Source organism: Kitasatospora sp. CB02891 (assembly GCF_002803145.1).
In the GTDB taxonomy this organism is placed as follows: Bacteria; Actinomycetota; Actinomycetes; order Streptomycetales; family Streptomycetaceae; genus Kitasatospora; species Kitasatospora griseola.
Window position 1 is genome coordinate 42,553 of sequence record NZ_NNBO01000002.1, and the last position, 18,288, is coordinate 60,840.

Genomic DNA, 18,288 nt, shown 5'->3' on the forward strand with positions numbered 1-18,288 from the left:
CAGTGTGTCCCGGGTCCGGGGTTCCGCGAGGAACGACCGGCCGCACCAGCGGGGCAACCAACGGAGGCCTCCCGCGAGGGAGTTCTCCAGGAGCGGCGCGCACCGGTCTTCGGTGTCGCGGGCAGCCCACCACCTTTCCCGGTCGGTGGGCCTCTCGTGTGCAAGCACATAGTGCCCGGTCGCGGAGAGCGGCTGACCATCCGGCGACGGACGGTTTTTCTCCGGGCCGCGAGAAGCGTCCTCCGTCAACACCTGGTGACAGCCGTATCTGAACAGGAAAAGGAAACATGGCGAACCAGAAGCGCCCCAAGGTCAAGATCGCCCGTGCTCTCGGCGTTCCGCTGACCCCGAAGTCCGTCAAGTACTTCGAGGCCCGCCCGTACCCGCCCGGCCAGCACGGCCGTGGCCGCAAGCAGAACTCTGACTACAAGGTCCGTCTGACCGAGAAGCAGCGTCTGCGCGCGCAGTACGACCTCAGCGAGAAGCAGATGGCGCGTGCCTTCGAGGCCGCCAAGAAGGTCGAGGGCAAGACCGGTGAGGCGCTCGTCGCCCTGCTGGAGGTCCGCCTCGACGCCCTGGTCCTGCGTTCGGGCATCGCCCGCACCATCTACCAGGCCCGCCAGATGGTCGTGCACGGTCACATCGAGGTCAACGGCTCGAAGGTCAACAAGCCGTCGTTCCAGATGAAGCCGGGCTACGTCGTCACGGTGAAGGAAAAGTCCAAGGAGAAGGTCCCCTTCCAGGTGGCTCGCGAGGGCGGCAACGCCGGCGAGGGCCAGACCCCGAAGTACCTCGAGGTCAACCTGAAGGCCCTGGCCTTCCGCCTGGACCGCGCGCCGCAGCGCCGCGAGGTTCCGGTTGTCTGCGACGAGCAGCTGGTCGTCGAGTACTACTCGCGCTGACCCGCGAGCGGAACGCCCCCTCGGTCCTCGGACCGCGGGGGCGTTTCCCGTTTTCCGGGCGGTGCCGGGCGTCAGGGGCCGAGGGCGCGGCGGACGGCGGCGTCCAGGTCGAGGCGGGCGCCGAGGCGGAAGGCCTCCTCGTACTGCTGCTCGGTGAGGGCGGCGCGGGCGCGTCGTGCGCAGGCGAGGTGGGGGCCGCGGAAGGTGCGGGAGCCGAAGAACGGGGTGCCGACGGAGGTCCAGAGCCGGTGTGCGGCGCCCTGCAGGACGCGGGCCTCGTACGGGTCGGGGGCGGGGTCCTCGGCGGCGAGCAGGGCCAGCAGGTCGATCGCGAGGACCAGGCCGAGCGGATCGCGCAGCGGGTGGGTGAGCCGGATCGACTCGCGGGCGAAGCCGCGGGCGGCCCGCGGTTCGCCGGACTGGCGGCGGGCCCAGGCCATCGCGTACAGGCCGTAGCCGTGGGCCCACTGCTCGCCGTGCTGTTCGCAGCTGTCGCGGACGCGTTCCGCCCAGGCGGTGCCGCCCGGTTCGTCGCCGAGGAACAGGTGGGCCAGGGCGAGCCCGACCATGGCCAGCAGGACGTGGGAGTCGAGCTCGCCGAGGGCGGTGTAGTGCCGCAGCGCCTCGCCGAGGAGTTCGACCGCGCGGGCCGGGTCGTCGCCGATCAGGGCGGCGGATCCCTGGCGGTGGACGGCGTGCGCGAGGGCCCGGGCGTCGCCGGTGTCCAGGGCCTGGCGGCGGCACTCGGCGAGGGCGGGGCGGGCCCGGGCCGGGTCGCCCTGGAGGGTGGCGAGGTGGCCGGTGACCCAGAGGGCCTTGGCACGGGCGTCGGTGGGTTCGGGGGCGCGGGCGAGGGCGCGGTCCAGCCAGTGCCGGCCCTCGCCGAACCGGCCGGTGCCGAGCCAGAAGTACCAGAGGGCGCCGGCCAGCGAGAGGGCGGGCTGCTCCTCGCCGGGTTCGGCGAGCGAGAACTCCAGGGCGGCGCGCAGGTCGGGGTGGGCGAGCCGGGTGCGTTCGGCGGTCTCGGCCTGCTGGGGGCCGAACCATTCGACCTCGCCCCAGGTGGCGACGGACAGGTACCAGTCGCGGTGGCGGCGCAGCAGCCGCCGGTGGTCGTCGCCGGCCCGCAGCCAGTGGGCGCCGTAGTCGCGCAGGGTTTCGAGCATCCGGAACCGGACGGGTTCGCCGTCGAGGCGCTCCAGCACGGACTTGTCGACCAGCGCGTCGAGGAGTTCGAGGACGTCGTCGAGCTCCAGGCCCCGGCCGCCGCAGACGTATTCGGCGGCGTCCAGGTCGAAGCCGCCGGCGAAGACGGACAGGCGGGCCCAGAGTAAACGTTCCTGCATGGTGCAGAGTTCGTGGCTCCAGCCGATCGCGGTGCGCATCGTCCGGTGCCGGGCCGGGACGGTGCGGCCGCCGCCGGTCAGCAGCCGGAACCGGTCGTCCAGCCGGGCCACCAGCTGCTCCACCGACAGGGCGCGCAGCCGGACGGCCGCCAGCTCCAGGGCCAGCGGGAGGCCGTCCAGGCGGCGGCAGAGCAGCGCCACCTCGGCGCGGTCGGCGAGGTCCAGCCGGAAGCCCGGCCGGACGGCGGCGGCCCGGTCGGCGAACAGCAGCATCGCCTCCGAGTCGGCCCGGCCCGGCGGCGGCTCGACCGGCAGCGGGGCGAGCGGCAGCAGGTGCTCGCCGGCCGCCCGCAGCGACTGCCGGGAGGTGGCCAGCACCCGCAGGCCCGGCGCGGTCCGCAGCAGCTCGTCGACCAGCGCGGCGCAGGCCTCGACCAGGTGCTCGCAGCCGTCCAGCACCAGCAGCAGGCGGCGGTCGGCGAGCGGACGGGCGCCGAGGTCGCCCTGGCCCAGCGCGGCCAGCACGGCGGGGCCGAGCAGCAGGGGGTCCCGCACCGGGCCGAGCTCGGCGAGGCGCGCGCCGTCCGGGAAGCCGACGGCCAGCCGGGCGGCGGCCCGCAGCGCCAGCCGGGACTTGCCGACCCCGCCCGGGCCGGTCACGGTGACCAGCCGGGAACGGCCCAGCAGCCCTGCCAGGGCGTCGAGTTCGGCGGCCCGGCCGATGAAGCGGGTGACTTCGGCGGGCAGCCGACCCGGCCCGCTCGACGCTGCCGCCATGCTCTCCACGAGACGCCCCCGTCGCTAGTGCCCGCCCGGCCGATCCCGCCGGACGCGCGACCGACACGATCGACCGGACCGGCCCTGGAACCCGTCCGACCCGCCGGCCCGTACTCCGCGAGTCACCTCCCCCAACGAGGCGACCGGGCGGTAGGTTACGCGCGGTGTTCGCACATCCGACCGGTTCGGACTCGGGCGTACCTGCCGATATCCGGTCGGGGAGCGGTCGGCAGTCACGGTAGGGTTCAGGCCTGGGATTGCACCCCGGAATTGCACGAGTGTGACTGGGACAGGCGAGGGAGCGCGCGAAGGTGTCCGTGGGAGAGCTGGCCGGTCTGCTGGTCGCCGTCTTCTGGGCGGTCCTGGTCACCCTGCTCGCCGTGGTCCTGGTCCGGCTGTCCAAGGTGCTGCGGGAGGCCACCGTCCTGGTCTCCGCCGTCACCGAGCAGGCCGTGCCGCTGCTGCAGGACGCGAACGCCGCCGTCCGCAGCGCGCACGAGCAGCTGGAGCGGGTCGACGAGATCACCGCCAACGTCCAGGACGCCGCGGCCGACGCCAAGGCGCTGTCCTCCACGGTGGCCGCCACCGTCGGCGGGCCGCTGGTGAAGCTGGCCGCGTTCAGCTACGGCGTGCGCCGGGCCGTGAACCGCCAGCAGGCCGGGCTCGCGGTGCCGCAGCAGAGCGGCGAGCGCGAGGAGCTGGCCCGGCTGGTCCGGGCCGAGGTACGGGCCGCGACCGCGCCGCGCGGCGGGCTGCTGTCCCGCGTGCGCCGGGCCGTGAAGGGCTGACGGCGATGGTGCGCAGAATCTTCTGGATGGCGGTCGGCGCGGGCGCCACCGTCTGGGCCATGAACAAGGCCAACGAGGCGGTGCACCGCCTCACGCCCGACTCGCTGTCCGGCACCGCCGCCCGCGGCGCGCTCCAACTCGGCGACGCCGCCCGGCAGTTCGCCCGCGACGTGAAGACCGGCATGGCCGAGCGCGAGCAGCAGCTGCGCGCCGACCTCGGCCTGGACGGCACCGCGGTCGTCGAACCGCCCCGCCGTCGCACGCTCAGCGGCGCGGCCGGCTCCGGCGGGGACCGAGCTATCTCGGCGGCCCCGGGCTCCCCGGCCGCCGCCCTGCCCACGTCTCGCGGCACGCGCCGTACCACCCCCCAAATCGTTGCCAAGCCCCGTCAGCGCGAGCTGCCGGGCCGCACGACCGATCGGAAGGACCCCCACTGATGGAGTCGGCAGAGATCCGCCGCCGCTGGCTGCGCTTCTTCGAGGAGCGCGGCCACACCGTCGTACCGTCGGCCTCGCTGGTCGCCGACGACCCCACCCTGCTGCTGGTCAACGCCGGCATGGTGCCCTTCAAGCCGTACTTCCTCGGCGAGGTCAAGCCGCAGTTCTCGCGCGCCACCAGCGTGCAGAAGTGCGTCCGCACCCTGGACATCGAGGAGGTCGGGAAGACCACCCGGCACGGCTCGTTCTTCCAGATGTGCGGCAACTTCTCGTTCGGCGACTACTTCAAGGAAGGCGCCATCAAGTTCGCCTGGGAGCTGCTCACCGGCTCCGTCGCGGACGGCGGCTACGGCCTGGACCCCGAGAAGCTCTGGATCACCGTCTACAAGGACGACGACGAGGCCGAGCAGATCTGGCGGGACGTCATCGGCGTGCCGTCCGAGCGGATCCAGCGGCTGGGCATGAAGGACAACTTCTGGTCGATGGGCGTCCCCGGCCCGTGCGGCCCGTGCTCGGAGATCAACTACGACCGCGGCCCCGCGTACGGCGAGGAGGGCGGCCCGGCGGTCAACGGCGAGCGCTACCTGGAGATCTGGAACCTGGTCTTCATGCAGTACGAGCGCGGCCACGGCGACGGCAAGGACGGGTTCGAGATCCTCGGCGACCTGCCGAGCAAGAACATCGACACCGGCCTCGGCCTGGAGCGCCTCGCCGCCGTCCTGCAGGACGTCGACAACCTGTTCGAGATCGACACCAGCCGGATGATCCTCGACCGCGCCGCCGAGCTCACCGGCCACACCTACGGCGCCGACCACAAGTCGGACGTCTCGCTGCGCGTGGTCACCGACCACTTCCGCACCGCGCTGATGCTGGTCGGCGACGGCGTCACCCCCGGCAACGAGGGCCGTGGCTACGTGCTGCGCCGCATCCTGCGCCGGGCGATCCGCAACATGCGCCTGCTGGGCGCCACCGGGCAGGTCGCCAAGGACCTGATCGACATCTCGATCAAGGCGATGGCCCCGCAGTACCCGGAGCTGGAGACCGACCGCAAGCGCATCGAGACGGTCGTGGTCGCCGAGGAGAACGCCTTCCTGCAGACCCTGCGCTCCGGCACCAACCTGCTGGACGCCGCGGTCACCGAGACCAAGGCCGGCGGCAGCGTGGTGCTCTCCGGCGAGCAGGCGTTCAAGCTGCACGACACCTACGGCTTCCCGATCGACCTCACCCTGGAGATGGCCGAGGAGCAGGGCCTCCAGGTCGACGAGGCCGGCTTCCGCCGCCTGATGCAGGAGCAGCGGGACCGCGCCAAGGCGGACGCCAAGGCGAAGAAGATGGGCCACGCCGACGTCGCCGCGTACCGCGAGGTCGCCGACAGCGCCGGTGCGTCCGTCTTCACCGGCTACCACCACACCGAGGGCGAGGCCACCGTGGTCGGCCTGCTGGTGGACGGCGTCCCTGCGCCGGCCGCGAGCGAGGGCGACGAGGTCGAGCTGATCCTCGACCGTACCCCGTTCTACGCCGAGGGCGGCGGCCAGCTCGCCGACCACGGCCGGATCCGGCTGGACTCCGGCGCGGTCGTCGAGATCCGCGACGTGCAGCAGCCGGTGCCGGGCGTCATCGTGCACTCCGGCGGGGTGCTGTTCGGCGAGGTGGTGCTCGGCGCGTCCGCGTACGCCACCATCGACACCGAGCGCCGCCGGGCCATCGCCCGCGCCCACTCGGCGACCCACCTGACCCACCAGGCGCTGCGCGACGCGCTCGGCCCGACGGCCGCCCAGGCCGGCTCCGAGAACGCGCCGGGCCGCTTCCGCTTCGACTTCGGCTCGCCCGCCGCCGTGCCCGGCAGCGTGCTGGTCGACGTCGAGCAGAAGATCAACGACGTGCTGACCCGTGAACTCGACGTCACCGCCGAGGTCATGACGATGGACGAGGCCCGCAAGCAGGGCGCCATCGCGATGTTCGGCGAGAAGTACGGCGACGCGGTGCGCGTGGTCACCATCGGCGACTTCTCCAAGGAGCTGTGCGGCGGCACCCACGTCGGCAACACCGCCCAGCTGGGCCTGGTGAAGCTGCTCGGCGAGTCCTCGATCGGCTCCGGCGTGCGCCGCGTGGAGGCGCTGGTCGGCGTCGACGCGTACAAGTTCCTGGCCCGCGAGCACACCGTGGTCTCCCAGCTCACCGAGCTGGTCAAGGGCCGCCCGGAGGAGCTGCCGGAGAAGATCTCCGGCATGCTCACCAAGCTCAAGGACGCCGAGAAGGAGATCGAGAAGTTCCGCGCCGAGAAGGTGCTGCAGGCCGCCGCGGGCCTCGCCGAGGGCGCGGAGGACGTCCGGGGCGTGGCCCTGGTCGCCGCCCGGGTCGGTGACGGCATCGGCGCGGACGAGCTGCGCAAGCTGGTGCTGGACGTCCGCGGCCGGCTCGGCAACCGCCCGTCCGTGGTCGCCGCGTTCACCGTCGCCAATGACCGCCCGCTGACCGTCATCACCACCAGCGAGGACGCCCGCGCCCGCGGCATCAAGGCCGGCGAGCTGGTTCGCGCCGCGGCGAAGGCGCTCGGCGGCGGCGGTGGCGGCAAGGACGACATGGCGCAGGGCGGCGGCAGCAACCCGGCCGCCGTCGGCGAGGCGATCGAGGCCGTCCGGGCACTGGTGGCCGAGCGCGCGTGAGCGAGGAGCACAACATCGAGGAGAAGGTCTTCCGGCGCGGCCGGCGGATCGCCGTGGACGTCGGCGACGCCCGGATCGGGGTCGCGGTCTGCGACCCCGACGGGCTGATCGCCACGCCCGTGGAGACCGTCCCCGCCGGGGGCCGCTCGCAGGCCAGGCTCAAGGCGATCGTCGAGGAGTACGACGCGATCGAGATGGTGGTCGGCCTCCCGCGCTCGCTGAGCGGCAAGGAGGGCCCGGCCGCCGCCAAGGTCCGCGACTACGCGGGCCGGCTGGCCGCGCTGGTCGCCCCGGTCGGCGTGCGGCTGGTGGACGAGCGGATGACCACCGTCACCGCCGCCGCCGGGCTGCGCGCCTCCGGCCGGTCCTCGAAGAAGGGCCGCTCGGTGATCGACCAGGCCGCGGCCGTGGTCATCCTCCAGGCCGCGCTTGAGACCGAACGGGTGAGCGGCCGCGCACCCGGTGAGAGTGTCGAGCCGGTGGTCTGACCGGTCAGGTCTAGGTTCCGATCGGGGCCCGTGCGGACGCGCGTCCGCACGGGCCCCGATCGCATGCCCGCCGCCGGAGGCCCCGCCGTGACCGACCCGTACACCGCACCCGGACTGACGCCCGGTCACCTCGGCGCCCCCGTGCTCGAACCCGAGGGCGCCCCGCCCGGACTGCCGTACGGCGTCGAACCGCCCGACCCGGGACGGCTGCGCACCGGCGCGGCCTGCTGCCTCAGCGTGGCCGGCCTGCTCGGCGTGGCGATGGCCGCCGCCGTGGCGCTGTTCCTGGTCTGGCCCGAAGGCAAGAAGCCCGCCGCCGACTACGTGGGCGGCGGCACCGGCCGGGTGCAGGTGTCGGTGGCCCAGGGCGCCAGCATCACCCAGATCGGCAGGACCCTGACGGCCAAACACGTGATCGCCTCCACCCGGGCGTTCACCGAGGCGGCCGCCAAGAGCCCGGCCGGCAACCGGATCCACCCCGGCACGTACACCCTCAGGGAGAAGATGTCGGCGGCCGCCGCGCTCAACGTGCTGCTCGACCCCGCCAACGCCAACGCCCTGACCATCCCCGAGGGCTGGCGCACCACCAGGGTCTACGCCGCCATCGACACCCGGCTCGGCCTGCCCGCCGGAACCACCCAGGCCGCCGCCGAGGAGCACCTCGCCGACCTCGGCCTGCCCCCCGACGCGAGCGGCCACCCCGAGGGCTACCTGTTCCCGGCGACCTACCCCATCACCGGCGAGAGCACCCCGCTCGGCCTGCTCCAGGAGATGGTGAAGGAGGCCACCGGACGGCTCGACGGCACCACCGTCAACGAGGCCGCCGCCAACAACAACGTCACGCCCTACGGCCTGCTCGTCATCGCCAGCCTCGCCCAGGCCGAGGCCGACAACCCCGAGGACATGGCCAAGGTCGCCCGGGTCGTCTACAACCGGCTCGCCAAGAACATGCCGCTGCAGCTCGACTCCACCATCAACTACGCGCTCGGCCGGTCCACCCTCACCACCACCGTGACCGACACCAAGCTCGACTCCCCGTTCAACACCTACGCCCACCCCGGCCTGCCGCCCACCCCCATCGGCAACCCCGGCCGGGACGCGCTGCACGCCGCCATCCACCCCGCCGACGGTGACTGGCTGTACTTCGTGACCGTCCAACCCGGTGACACCCGGTTCACCGACAGTTCCGACCAACAACGGAAGAACGTCGACGAGTTCAACGCACACCGTGCACAGAACCCGTCCCCGAGCGCCGCCGGCTCCTCACCGGACGTCCCCTGAACAACAGGCAGTGACGCCCGGTGGCTACGCTGCGGTACGGTAACGTCTCCCAGCAGAGGCGGCACTAGCACGCCGGTTCGACGGACACCCTGGACGCGGTAAGGGGATCGATGACTGATCAGAGCGGGCGCTACGGTGCCCAGGGCGACCAGGCGTGGTTCCCCGGCGAGCAGCAGCAGCCCCCGCAGTACGGTCAGCAGGACCTCGGCCAGCAGTACCCGCAGGGGTACGTGCAGCAGCAGGGGGTGCCGCCGCAGGGCCAGGGCATGGTGCCGCCGCAGGGGATGCCCCAGCAGCAGATGCCGCAACAGGGCATGCCGCAGCAAGGGATGCCGCAACAGGGCATGCCGCAGCAGGGCTTTCCGCCCCAGCAGCAGATGCCGATGGGCGGCCAGGGCTATCCGCAGCAGCAGTTCGGCCAGCAGCAGCCGCAGGGTTACCCGCAGCAGCAGTCCGGACAGCCGCAGGCGATGCCCCCGCAGGGCATGCCGCAGGGTGGCCAACAGCCGTTCGCACAGCAGCAGTTCGGTCAGCAGCAGGGCTTCCCGCCCGGGCCGGCGACGCAGCAGCAGCAGCAGATGCCGATGGGCGGCCAGGGCTACCCGCAGCAGCGCGGCGCGAGCCTGGGCGGTCAGCAGCAGTTCGTCCAGCAGGGGATGGCACAGCCGATACCGCAGGGCATGCCGCAGCAGGCGATGCCTCAGCAGGGCATGGCGCAGCAGGGTGTGCCGCAGCCGGTGCAGCCCCAGGCGGCGGGGCCGCAGGTCCGGCGGGCCGAGCCGGTCGGCGGGCCCGGTCCGGACGGGATCGACTGGGAGGCGGAGGCGGCTGCGCTCGACAACCCGGCGGCGGTGCCCGCCCCGGCCGAGCCGGACCGGTACGACGAGCACGCCGACGAGTCCGAGCAGTGGGCCGAGGACGAGTACGCCGAGGAGGAGCACAGCTCGTTCCTCTCCGAGCAGGACAACTCCCGCGAGGCCGAGCGCAAGCGCAAGGAGAAGGGCAAGAAGTCGGGCCGCCGCAACAGCGGCGCCTGCCTGGTGGTCGCCCTGGTCCTGCTCGGCGCGACCGGCGGCGCCGGCTGGTGGGGCTACGGCCAGTACCAGTCGCGCTTCGGCCCGCCGCCGGACTTCAAGGGTGAGGGAACCGGCTCGGTCAACATCACCGTCGCCTCCGGCGCGGTCGGCGGCGACATCGCGAAGGTGCTGAGAGATGCCGGCGTGGTGAAGAGCATCAAGGCGTTCACCATCGCGTACGACAAGAACCCGAAGGCTCGAGGTATCCAGCCAGGCATCTACACCATGAAGCATGAGATGTCCGGCGCGGCGGCCGTCCAGGAGCTGGTGGAGTCCAACGGCGGCAACGTGCTGATCCTCCCGGAGGGCATGAAGGCCGTCGACATCTACACCAAGATCGACGAGAAGCTGAAGCTGGACAAGGGCGCCACCGCGAAGGTCGCCAAGGACCAGGCCGGGAACCTCGGCCTGCCCGCGTACGCCAACAACAACCCCGAGGGCTTCCTCTACCCGGCCCGGTACTCCGTCACCGACGGCATGAAGCCCGAGGATCTGCTCAAGCAGATGGTGACCAACGCCGTCCAGCGCTATAACGAGCTCAAGCTGGACGAGGCGGCGCAGAAGGCCGGTCTGAAGAACGCCTACGAGGTGATCACCGAGGCGTCGATCCTGCAGGCCGAGGGCAACAACTCGGTGGACTTCGGCAAGATGGCGCGGGCCATGTCCAACCGCCTGACCACCAATGTCACCGGGCACAAGCTCGGCCTGGACACCACGCTGCAGTACCAGTTGGGCCGCAAGGAGTTGACCTACCAGGAGATCAACGACCGCTCGCTGAGGTACAACACGAACATGAACCCCGGCCTGCCGCCCACTCCGATCTCCAACCCGGGCGAGGATGCGATCAAGGCGGTTCTCGACCCGACTCCGGGTGACTGGGTGTACTGGCTGGCGGTCTCGCCGTCGGAGACCAAGTTCGCCGTCACCGACAAGGAGCACGCGAAGAACACCGAGGACTGGTGCATCGCGAAGGGCAAGCAGTACGACGCGAAGCAGGTCGTCTGCAAGTGAGCCGCGGGTGCGGCCGGTCAGTACGACTGGCCGCACCGTCGTGTCAGTGCTACCGGCACCCGCCGCCGTTGAAGTACATGAAGTGCATCGCGTTCCGAGTCTGCGGGCCGTAGACCCCGTCCGCAGCCACGCCCAAGCGGCTCTGCAGCCGGATGAGCGCGTTCTTGGTAGCAGGGCCGAAGACGCCGTCGATGGCGACGTTCTCGCCATTGCAGTACGTCATGGCGCTCTGCAGAACGTTGACCGCCTCGCTCTGGTTGCCCACTCCCAGCATGCAGTCGGTCGAACCGCTCGACGTGCCGGGGAAGAAGACTCCGAGGTTGGGCACGGCGACTGTGCAGGACGGCAGCGAGGCCGCGGATGCCTGGGCGGCGCCCAGCCACAGTCCCGACAAGGTCAGAGCTGCTGCAGCGACAACGCGTACGGTGCGAAGCATTGCGTGTCCTTTGGGTTGTCGAAACCGTTCGATTGCGTTGCATCCTCTTTCGTCCGGGACTCGGTATACGTCCGTTCGCCGGGGATGGCCAAAACCTTCGGCACATCTGTCCGAATCACCCGTCGATGCTCCGGGCGCAGGGGTGTCCGGTGGGCGGAACGGCTTTGCGGGGCAGCCGGGGGTAGCGGGTAGCGTGATCCGGATGGAGACCTTGCAGTGCCCGGACCCGGCCCTTCTGGAAGCCGCCCACGTGGACGTGGTGCGGGGCGGCCGGTACCTGCTGAAAGACGTGTCGCTGACCGTCCGGGCCGGCGAGCACTGGGCGGTGCTCGGGGCGAACGGGGCGGGCAAGAGTACGTTGCTGTCGTTGCTGGGGGCGGTCGAGCACCCCACTGCGGGGGCGGTGCGGGTGTTGGGGCGGCAGCTCGGCAAGGTCGATGTGCGGGAGTTGCGGGCGCATCTCGGGCACGTGAATCCGCGGCACCCGCTGCGTTCGCCGTTGACGGTGCGTCAGGTGGTGCTGACCGGGACCACGCAGTCCATCGAGCCGGATCCGTTCCGCAAGCCCACGGCCGAACAGCTCGACCACGCCGAGGAGTTGATCCACACGCTGGGCGTCGCGCATCGCGCGGACAGTGCCTGGACGACGCTGTCCCAGGGCGAGCGCGGCCGGGTGCTGATCGCCCGCGCGCTGATGCCCGAGCCCCGGCTGCTGCTGCTCGACGAGCCCGCCACCGGCCTCGACCTGACGGCGCGCGAGCAGCTGCTGGAGAGCCTGGACGGGCTGCGCCGCCGGTTCCCCGAGGTCGCCTCGGTGCTGGTCACCCACCATCTGGAGGAGCTGCCGGAGACCACCAGCCACGCACTGCTGCTGCGCGACGGCCTGGTCACCGCGGTCGGCCCCGCCGCCGAGGTGCTCACCACCGAGTTGGTGTCCGACTGCTTCCGCCACCCGATCCGGATCGGTCACAGCGAGGGCCGCTGGACCGCCCGCACCCGCCGGGACACCCCGTGACCGTCGGGTCCTGGACGCTGCGTCCCGCCACCGACGCCGACCTGGAGCCGCTGGTCGAGCTGCGGGCGGCGGCGATGCGCCCCGACCTGGAGCGTCTCGGCCGGTACGACGAGCACCGGGTCCGGCAGCGGATGCGCGACGGGTACCGCCCGGCGCACACCTCGGTGCTGGAGGTGCCCGGCTCCCCGCCGCCGGCCGGCTGCCTGGCGCTCCGCCCGGACGAGCGCCGGCCCGGCGCCCTGGTGCTGGAGCACTTCTACCTCGCCCCGGCGCTGCACGGCCGCGGTCTCGGCACCGCCGTGCTGCGCGCCGCGCTGGACGACGCCGACGCCGCCGGACTGGCCGTCCGGCTGACCGTGCTGCAGGGCAGCCCCGCCCGCCGCCTGTACGAACGGCACGGCTTCGCCTTCGCGTCCGAGGACCCGATCGACGTCCACCTGCACCGAACTCCCCGAAGGATCGTGTCGTGACCAACCCGCACCGGGCCGCCGTCCTCGGCTCGCCGATCGCCCACTCGCTCTCGCCCGCCCTGCACCGGGCCGGTTACGCCGCGCTCGGGATGGACGGGTGGCGCTACGACCGGTACGAGATCGACGAGGCCGGTCTGGAGGCGTTCGTCACCGGGCTGGACGCCGACTGGGCGGGCCTGTCGCTGACCATGCCGCTGAAGCGGGCGATCCTGCCGCTGCTGGACACCGTCAGTGACACCGCACGGTCCGTGGACGCCGTCAACACCGTGGTGTTCGGCCCGGACGGGCGGCGGCACGGTGACAACACCGACGTCCCCGGACTGGTCAACGCGCTGCGCGAGCGCGGCGTCGGTCGGGTCGGGTCGGCGGCGGTGCTGGGCGCCGGGGCCACCGCCTCGTCCGCGCTGGCCGCGCTCGGCCAGATCTGCGACGGCGAGGTCACGGTGTACGTGCGCAGTGCCGAACGGGCCGCCGAAATGCGGGAGTTGGGGGAGAAGCTCGGGGTGGCGGTGCGCACCGCCGACTGGGCGGACGCGGCGCGGGCGCTGGCCGGTCCGCTGACCGTCTCCACCACGCCGGTCGGCGCCACCGACGGTTTCGCCGCGCAGCTGACCGGTGCCCCCGGGGTGCTGTTCGACGTGCTGTACCACCCGTGGCCGACCGCGCTGGCCGCGGCCTGCCTGGAGCGCGGCGGCACGGTGCTGGGCGGGCTGGACCTGCTGGTGCACCAGGCGGTGCTCCAGTTCGAGCGGTTCACCGGCGTCGAGCACGGCCCGCTGGCGGCGATGCGGGCGGCCGGCGAGGCGGCGCTGGCGTCCTCGTCCTGAGACGGCGCCCGCGTCGCGGGCCGTCGCGGGCGCCGCTGAACTGCGGCTTCGCCGGTCCGTTCGGGCGTCGGCGGCGGACGCTCACTGTCCGCCACGCGGACCGTGCCTCCGACCGCCCTCCGGACGTGAAAGGATCGGTGCTTGCCCCGCCGCGTTCCGCGGCCGGGCAGGACGAGACGCCGGACCGGTCGCCGTTCACGGCGTGCGGGCCGCTGACGAAGGAGCTTTTCGGTGGGTAGCTTGCGCTGGCTGACGGCGGGGGAGTCGCACGGCCCCGCTCTGGTCGCGACGCTGGAGGGCCTGCCGGCCGGAGTGCCGGTCACCACCGCCATGGTGGCCGACGCGCTGGCCCGCCGGCGGCTCGGCTATGGTCGCGGCGCGCGGATGAAGTTCGAGCAGGACGAGGTGACCTTCCTCGGCGGTGTCCGGCACGGTGAGACCATGGGCTCGCCGGTGGCGGTCATGGTCGGCAACACCGAGTGGCCGAAGTGGGAGCAGGTCATGTCGGCCGACCCGGTCGACCCCGAGGTGCTCGCGGGCCTGGCCCGCAACGAGCCGCTGACCCGGCCCCGCCCGGGCCACGCAGACCTGGCCGGCATGCAGAAGTACTCGATCGACGAGGCCCGGCCGATCCTGGAGCGCGCCAGCGCCCGGGAGACCGCGGCCCGGGTCGCGCTCGGCGCCGTCGCCCGCTCCTACCTGAAGGAGACCTGCGGCATCGAGATCGTCAGCCACGTGGTGGAGCTGGCCGCCGCCAAGGCCCCGGCCGGGGTGCTGCCGCTGCCCGCCGACGAGGCCCGGCTCGACGAGGACCCGGTGCGCTGCCTGGACGCCGACGCGTCGAAGGCGATGGTCGCCGAGATCGACCAGGCCCACAAGGACGGCGACACCCTGGGCGGTGTGGTCGAGGTGCTGGCCTACGGGGTGCCGGTCGGCCTCGGTTCGCACGTGCACTGGGACCGCCGCCTGGACGCCCGGCTGGCCGCCGCGCTGATGGGCATCCAGGCGATCAAGGGCGTCGAGGTCGGCGACGGCTTCGAGCTGGCCCGGATCCCCGGCTCCCAGGCGCACGACGAGATCCTGCCGACCCCCGAGGGCGTCAAGCGCGCCAGCGGCCGCTCCGGCGGCACCGAGGGCGGCCTGTCCACCGGCGAGCTGCTGCGCGTCCGCGCCGCGATGAAGCCGATCGCGACCGTCCCGCGCGCCCTGCAGACGCTGGACGTGCGCACCGGCGAGCCCGCAAAGGCGCACCACCAGCGGTCCGACGTGTGCGCCGTCCCGGCGGCCGGCATCGTCGCGGAGGCGATGGTGGCGCTGGTGCTGGCCGACGCGGTGGCGGAGAAGTTCGGCGGCGACAACGTCTCCGAGACCCGCCGCAACGTGCAGTCGTACCTCGACAACCTGATCGTCCGATGAGCACCTCACCCGTGGTGGTGCTGGTCGGCCCGCCCGGCAGTGGCAAGTCCACCGTCGGGCGGGTCCTCGCCGAGCGACTCGGCCTGCCGTTCCGCGACACCGACGACGACATCGAACGGACGGCCGGCAAGCCGATCCCGGAGATCTTCGTGGACGAGGGCGAACCGCACTTCCGGCAGCTCGAACGCGAGGCCGTCGAGGCCGCCGCCGCGGCTCACCCCGGCGTGCTCGCGCTCGGCGGCGGCGCCGTGATGGCCCCCTCCACCCGTGAACTGCTCGCCCCGCTGCCCGTGGTGTTCCTGGAGGTGGCGCTCGCCGACGCGGTCAAGCGGGTCGGCCTGGACGCCCCCCGCCCGCTGCTCGCGGTCAACCCCCGGGCCCGCTGGCGCGAGCTGATGGAGGCCCGCCGCCCGCTGTACCTGGAGGTCGCCACCGCCGTGGTCGACACCCAGGACCGGACGCCCGAGCAGGTCGCCGACGCCGTACTCGAAGCACTGGAGTTGAAGAACCCCCATGACTGACCAGATCGTCCGCATCCAGGTCGCGGGCAGCGACGGCCACGCCCCGTACGAGGTGCTGATCGGGCACCAGCTGCTCGGCGAACTCGCCCCGCTGATCGGCCCGCAGGCGAAGCGCGTCGCGATCATCCACCCGGAGGCGCTGGAGGCCACCGGCGAGGCGATCCGCGAGGACCTGGTCGACCAGGGCTACGAGGCGATCGTCCTCCAGGTCCCGAACGCCGAGGACGCCAAGAGCGTAGAGGTCGCCGCGTACTGCTGGTCGGTGCTCGGCCAGACCGGCTTCACCCGCAGCGATGTGATCATCGGCCTGGGCGGCGGCTCGACCACCGACCTGGCCGGCTTCGTCGCCGCCACCTGGCTGCGCGGAGTGCGCTGGATCTCGGTGCCCACCACGCTGCTCGGCATGGTCGACGCCGCGGTCGGCGGCAAGACCGGCATCAACATCGCCGAGGGCAAGAACATGGTCGGCGCCTTCCACCCGCCCGCGGGCGTGCTGGCCGACCTCGGCACCCTGGAGACCCTCGGCAAGCACGACTACGTCTCCGGCCTGGCCGAGGTGATCAAGGCCGGTTTCATCGCCGACCCGGTCATCCTCGACCTGATCGAGCAGGACCCCGCGGCCGCCACCACCCCCTCCGGCCCGCACACCCTGGAACTCATCCGCCGGGCCATCCAGGTCAAGGCCGACGTGGTCTCCGGCGACCTCAAGGAGTCCGGCCGCCGGGAGATCCTCAACTACGGCCACACCCTCGGCCACGCCATCGAGCGCAACGAGCGCTACAAGTGGCGGCACGGCGCGGCGATCTCCATCGGCATGGTGTTCGCCGCCGAACTCGGCCGCCTCGCCGGACGGTTGGACGACGCCACCGCCGACCGGCACCGCACCGTGCTGGCCTCCGTCGGCCTGCCGCTCAGCTACCGGGCGGACGCCTGGCCGAAGCTGCTGGACGCCATGAAGATCGACAAGAAGTCCCGCGGCGACCTGCTGCGCTTCATCGTCCTCGACGGCCTCGCCAAGACCTCCGTCCTGGAGGGCCCCGACCCGTCGCTGCTGGTCGCCGCGTACGCCGAGGTCTCCGGATGACCGCCGTCCCGGTGCTCGTCCTGAACGGCCCGAACCTCGGCCGGCTCGGCTCCCGCGAACCCGACGTGTACGGCTCCACCTCGTACGCGGGGCTGGTCGCCCGGTGCACCGCGCTGGGGCTCGAACTCGGCCTGGACGTCTCGGTACGGGAGACCAACTCCGAGGCGGAGATGGTCGGTTGGCTGCACGAGGCGGCGGACGCCAAGACCCCGGTGGTGATCAACCCCGGCGCGTTCACGCACTACTCGTACGCGATGCGGGACGCCGCCGCACAGCGCACCGCCCCCCTCATCGAGGTGCACATCTCCAACCCGTACACCCGCGAGACCTTCCGCCACACCTCGGTCATCGCGGCCGTCGCCTCCGGCACCATCGCGGGCTTCGGCCTCGGCTCCTACGAACTCGCCCTGCGGGCGCTCGCGGAGCAACTGACCACCCGCTGAGCGGCCTCCGGCCCGGTGGCGGACTTGTGCCCGCCACCGGGCCGACGTGTACATTCGGCGCAGGGAGGTGACGGTGAGCCAGTACGCGCAGAGCCACCAGCCGGGGGGCCAGGTGCCGGGGGGCCAGGGCACGCCGCCGTTTCCGACGGCCCCTCAACAGCCGTACCCCGCAACGCCGCTGCCCGCCACCACCCAGGCGATCCCCACCCTCGGACCGACCGCGCCCCGACCCGACCGGCCGACCGTCCCGCTCAAGGCCGTCGCCCCCGTCGCCCCCAGCGGCACCGGATACTTCGTGCTCGCCAGCGGCGGCGCCGTCCAACTCCCCGCCCCGCCACCGCCGATGCCCGCGCTGCCCGCCCCCCTGCCCACCGGCCCGATCGCCGTCCTCCTGATAGGCCCCGCCGGCGCCGGCAAGACCACCGTCGCCCGCCACTGGGCCGAACGCCGCCCCACCCCCACCGCGCACATCAGCCTCGACGACGTCCGCGAATGGGTCCAGGCCGGCTTCGCCAACCCGCAGTCCGGCTGGAACACCGCCTCCGAGGCCCAGTACCGCCTCGCCCGCCGCACCTGCGGCTTCGCCTGCCGCAACTACCTCGCCAACGGCATCTCCTGCATCATCGACGACGCCGTCTTCCCCGACCGCCCCGCGATCGGCCTCGGCGGCTGGAAACGCCACATCGGCCCCGGCATGATCCCCGTCGTCCTCCTCCCCGGCCTCGACCGCGTCCTCACCCGCAACGCCGAACGCTCCGGCAACCGCCGCCTCTCCGACGACGAGGTGGCCCGCATCCACGGCCGCATGGCCGGCTGGCGCACCTCCGGCCTCCCCATCATCGACAACTCCAACCTCACCGTCCCCGAGACCGCCGCCGCCCTCGACCAGGCCATCCTCACCCGCCTCCACCAGCGCTGACCCCACCGGAACGCCCCGCAGGCCTTCGCTGTTCACCGCCTGGGCCTGGGCCTGGGCCTGGGCCTGGGCCTGGGCCTGGTCCGCTTCGCGGGCTGTCGCTGTGCGAGCTTTCCGCTTCGCGGGCTGTCGCTGTGCGAGCTTTCCGCTTCGCGGGCTGTCGCTGTGCGAGCTTTCCGCTTCGCGGGCTGTCGCTGTGCGAGCTTTCCGCTTCGCGGGCTGTCGCTGTGCGAGCTTTCCGCTTCGCGGGCTGTCGCTGTGCGAGCTTTCCGCTTCGCGGGCTGTCGCTGTGCGAGCTTTCCGCTTCGCGGGCTGTCGCTGTGCGAGCTTTCCGCTTCGCGGGCTGTCGCTGTGCGAGCTTTCCGCTTCGCGGGCTGTCGCTGTGCGA

The 18,288-nt window shown here is 72.6% G+C and carries 17 protein-coding genes; 15 read left to right on the forward strand and 2 right to left on the reverse strand.

The window, feature by feature from the left end:
- The first annotated feature begins 287 nt into the window (after nt 1-287).
- A complete protein-coding gene (rpsD, locus tag CG736_RS05740) occupies nt 288-902 on the forward strand; it encodes a 30S ribosomal protein S4 (protein WP_035860039.1) in 615 nt (204 codons plus the stop codon).
- Between the two features lie 71 nt (nt 903-973).
- Here the strand turns inward: rpsD and CG736_RS05745 are convergent, their stop codons facing one another.
- Nucleotides 974-3,025: a regulator gene (locus CG736_RS05745; RefSeq protein ID WP_100585085.1), complete on the reverse strand. Its 2,052-nt coding sequence runs from the start codon at nt 3,023-3,025 to the stop codon at nt 974-976.
- A 311-nt stretch (nt 3,026-3,336) separates the two neighbouring features.
- Here CG736_RS05745 and CG736_RS05750 point away from each other — a divergent pair, with 311 nt between their 5' ends.
- The 6 genes from CG736_RS05750 to mltG (CG736_RS05775) all read left to right on the forward strand — a co-directional run bounded on the left by CG736_RS05750 (nt 3,337) and on the right by mltG (CG736_RS05775) (nt 10,772).
- A complete protein-coding gene (locus CG736_RS05750; RefSeq protein WP_100585086.1) occupies nt 3,337-3,813 on the forward strand; it encodes a DUF948 domain-containing protein in 477 nt (158 codons plus the stop codon).
- A gap of 5 nt (nt 3,814-3,818) precedes the next feature.
- Nucleotides 3,819-4,250 (forward strand): DUF6167 family protein, encoded by a 432-nt coding sequence (locus CG736_RS05755; protein ID WP_100585087.1) that lies wholly within the window; start codon nt 3,819-3,821, stop codon nt 4,248-4,250.
- A complete protein-coding gene (gene alaS / locus CG736_RS05760; RefSeq protein ID WP_100585088.1) occupies nt 4,250-6,916 on the forward strand; it encodes an alanine--tRNA ligase in 2,667 nt (888 codons plus the stop codon). Before CG736_RS05755 ends, alaS begins: the two co-directional genes overlap by 1 nt.
- Nucleotides 6,913-7,404: a Holliday junction resolvase RuvX gene (gene ruvX / locus CG736_RS05765; RefSeq protein ID WP_229847633.1), complete on the forward strand. Its 492-nt coding sequence runs from the start codon at nt 6,913-6,915 to the stop codon at nt 7,402-7,404. Before alaS ends, ruvX begins: the two co-directional genes overlap by 4 nt.
- Before the next feature lie 87 nt (nt 7,405-7,491).
- Complete coding sequence (mltG, locus tag CG736_RS05770; RefSeq protein WP_232733828.1) at nt 7,492-8,685, forward strand: endolytic transglycosylase MltG; 1,194 nt, start codon at nt 7,492-7,494, stop codon at nt 8,683-8,685.
- A 110-nt stretch (nt 8,686-8,795) separates the two neighbouring features.
- On the forward strand, nt 8,796-10,772 hold the full coding sequence (gene mltG, locus CG736_RS05775; protein WP_100585089.1) for an endolytic transglycosylase MltG: 1,977 nt from the start codon (nt 8,796-8,798) through the stop codon (nt 10,770-10,772).
- A gap of 49 nt (nt 10,773-10,821) precedes the next feature.
- On the opposite strand, the gene CG736_RS05780 is transcribed toward mltG (CG736_RS05775), so the two are convergent.
- Nucleotides 10,822-11,208 carry a peptidoglycan-binding protein gene (locus CG736_RS05780; RefSeq protein WP_100585090.1) on the reverse strand — a complete coding sequence of 129 codons (387 nt, stop codon included), beginning with the start codon at nt 11,206-11,208 and terminating at the stop codon, nt 10,822-10,824.
- 202 nt (nt 11,209-11,410) lie between these two features.
- Here CG736_RS05780 and CG736_RS05785 point away from each other — a divergent pair, with 202 nt between their 5' ends.
- The 8 genes from CG736_RS05785 to CG736_RS05820 all read left to right on the forward strand — a co-directional run bounded on the left by CG736_RS05785 (nt 11,411) and on the right by CG736_RS05820 (nt 17,903).
- Nucleotides 11,411-12,223, forward strand: a complete 813-nt coding sequence (locus CG736_RS05785) for an ABC transporter ATP-binding protein (RefSeq protein WP_100585591.1) — start codon at nt 11,411-11,413, stop codon at nt 12,221-12,223.
- Complete coding sequence (locus CG736_RS05790; RefSeq protein ID WP_100585091.1) at nt 12,220-12,693, forward strand: GNAT family N-acetyltransferase; 474 nt, start codon at nt 12,220-12,222, stop codon at nt 12,691-12,693. Before CG736_RS05785 ends, CG736_RS05790 begins: the two co-directional genes overlap by 4 nt.
- Nucleotides 12,690-13,520, forward strand: coding sequence for a shikimate dehydrogenase (locus CG736_RS05795; protein ID WP_100585092.1), 831 nt, complete (start codon nt 12,690-12,692; stop codon nt 13,518-13,520). The genes CG736_RS05790 and CG736_RS05795 overlap by 4 nt, the downstream gene beginning before the upstream one ends.
- Nucleotides 13,521-13,751: 231 nt before the next feature.
- Entirely contained in the window at nt 13,752-14,936 is a 1,185-nt protein-coding gene (gene aroC, locus CG736_RS05800) for a chorismate synthase (RefSeq protein WP_100585093.1), read from the forward strand.
- Complete coding sequence (locus CG736_RS05805) at nt 14,933-15,457, forward strand: shikimate kinase (protein ID WP_100585094.1); 525 nt, start codon at nt 14,933-14,935, stop codon at nt 15,455-15,457. Before aroC ends, CG736_RS05805 begins: the two co-directional genes overlap by 4 nt.
- The gene (gene aroB / locus CG736_RS05810; RefSeq protein WP_100585095.1) at nt 15,450-16,541 is read left to right on the forward strand and encodes a 3-dehydroquinate synthase; all 1,092 of its coding nucleotides are present in this window, start codon (nt 15,450-15,452) and stop codon (nt 16,539-16,541) included. The genes CG736_RS05805 and aroB overlap by 8 nt, the downstream gene beginning before the upstream one ends.
- Nucleotides 16,538-16,984 carry a type II 3-dehydroquinate dehydratase gene (aroQ, locus tag CG736_RS05815; RefSeq protein ID WP_100585096.1) on the forward strand — a complete coding sequence of 149 codons (447 nt, stop codon included), beginning with the start codon at nt 16,538-16,540 and terminating at the stop codon, nt 16,982-16,984. Before aroB ends, aroQ begins: the two co-directional genes overlap by 4 nt.
- A gap of 73 nt (nt 16,985-17,057) precedes the next feature.
- The gene (locus CG736_RS05820; protein WP_232733829.1) at nt 17,058-17,903 is read left to right on the forward strand and encodes an AAA family ATPase; all 846 of its coding nucleotides are present in this window, start codon (nt 17,058-17,060) and stop codon (nt 17,901-17,903) included.
- Nucleotides 17,904-18,288 lie beyond the last annotated feature (385 nt).